Below are 1,928 nucleotides of genomic sequence, written 5' to 3' on the forward strand. Positions count from 1 at the left end.
ACTGGCGCGCCAAGAAGGACATCGACTCGTGTGGACTGTGAGATCTGCCCGTCGCTGCAGAAGACGTGCCAATGCCGCGTGACGATGGGTGGGATGACGACGAGCGCGAAAACGTGCTCGAGACTGAGGAAGCCATGCTCGAAGTCCTCGCAATCCATGCATCGGCCGGGGACGGGGGTGACGATAGCGGCGGCGACGACCACAACGCGGTCGAGGACCACGGTGATCCACAGCTCGATGTGATTTTCACCGTCACTAACCCTGCGGGGTCGCTATCGGCCATTGCTTCCCTCGGCGGACGCCTGCAGCGCATTCAGGTCCTGGATGTGTCCCAGCTTGACGAAGCTCGGTTCGGTGAGGAGGTCCTTGAACTAGCGACTTTGGCGAGGGATAAAGCGAGGGCCGCTCAGCACGAGGTCGTAGCTGATCTCATGCGCGGCCTCGGTCAGGATCGGGCCGGCGTGAGCGCTCTCCTCGAGCACTCGGTCGGGTTGCCCACACACGAGGCCGCGGATGCCCAAGTAGCAGCGGTGTTTGCGGCGTACAACCGGTCGAGCGATTAATGAGGACCGAATGTCCACAGCGAAATCGTCGTAGCTGGCTCATTGGAGCCGCGATCATGCTGGCCGTGGTGGTCACAGCCACGCTAGCCATCACCTGGTGGCTCCCGGCATACCGCCTGAGTTCCGCCCGCGCATCCTGGCAGCCGCCTCCGGACGCAATGTTGGCATCGTCGATGCGTGAACAGCCGGCACCCGGTTGGCGGACCAATGTCGCAGAATTGGGTATGCCCCGCAATGTCGGCAGCCAGCTTGCGGTTAGTAGCGACGAGCGCAATTTGCAACCTTTCATCGGCAACATTGGGGCGAATGCCTACTTTCTGGCAAGCACTGAGGAAGCCGACGGGTCGCAGTGGTGGCTGGTCGGCATCGATGTCCACAGCGGGCGGCCGTTATTCGGCGCCGTACCCCTTGGCTCGGGAAAGCAGGTGCCGGATTGTTTTCTCAACGGACCGACTCAGATCTTGTGTCTCGATGGTGTGCCTTCAAAGGTGGCGTGGGTGATTGATGGCCGATCTGGGGAAGTCGGCTACAGCGGCCCAACCGATCTCCAGCGGAACTTCGGCACTCTGACAGTCCGCCAGGTCGGCATTTACGCCGTGGCCACGAATCAGAATGAGGGGGCGTTCGGCATCGGTTCGCAGGCCGAGACGACGTGGTTCGTCCCAGGCGATGGCAGGCTACAGATTGAGCCGCCGACGCGGCCGAGCGCGAGTTCACAGACCCTGACCGCGCAAGACGATGTTGATCCGATGTCGTGGTCGGCGACGGTCTTCTCGGTGGCGGATGGCAGGGTGATCGAACCCGATCTTGACGACGGTTCGACGCTGATTGACACCGTCTTCTACACAGGTGGGTTCGCTGCTGAAGTCGACAGCCCAGACGCAAAGCGTTCGAGCATAATGTTTTTCGACGATTCTGGGAAACGAGTTGGTGAGCACGGCGAGGAGGGCGTTCTCGAGCGCGATGAGGATCCTATAGATCTGCCTGTCGTCTGGTCGGAAGACCGGAGCATCGTGTACTCCGCGCAAGGCCAGAAGTTGATCGAGGTCCCTGGGTCTGCAAGTCAACTTGTCGGGACGACCTTGATGGCCAATCTCGCCAACAGCCGAGAATTCCCGGAGTGGCAGCAGTACAACCTCCGTGACGGCACAGCGGGGCCTGTGTGCGACTACCCGATGCACAACTACCTCGGCACCGACGGATCCACGTTGGTGTTCGAGGTGACCAACCGGAACGCGGAATTGCTCGCGAAGGCCCATGACCTCAACTCCTGCGAGCGACTCTGGACGCTTCCCAAGCAACCTGATTCCCTCGACCGCATCTGGAACATCGACGGCACGCTCGTCCAGTTGGCCAATGAGGGAA

At 61.3% G+C, this 1,928-nt stretch carries 2 protein-coding genes; both read left to right on the forward strand.

Features of this window, described 5'->3' with window-relative positions; genetic code table 11:
* Positions 1–71 precede the first annotated feature (71 nt).
* Positions 72–563: a hypothetical protein gene (locus tag WA944_RS04475; RefSeq protein WP_526646435.1), complete on the forward strand. Its 492-nt coding sequence runs from the start codon at positions 72–74 to the stop codon at positions 561–563.
* Between the two features lie 56 nt (positions 564–619).
* Positions 620–1,928, forward strand: a 1,309-nt coding sequence (locus WA944_RS04480) for a 9-bladed beta-propeller domain-containing protein (RefSeq protein ID WP_526646437.1), incomplete at its 3' end; no start/stop codon positions are given.

Origin of the sequence: Mycobacterium sp. (genome assembly GCF_049683355.1) — a bacterium.
Classification (GTDB): domain Bacteria; phylum Actinomycetota; class Actinomycetes; order Mycobacteriales; family Mycobacteriaceae; genus Mycobacterium.

Bases quoted from the DNA above. Each gene is read 5' to 3' on its own strand.
- WA944_RS04475 (WP_526646435.1), top strand. From the start codon at position 72: ATGCCGCGTGACGATGGGTGGGATGACGACGAGCGCGAAAACGTGCTC.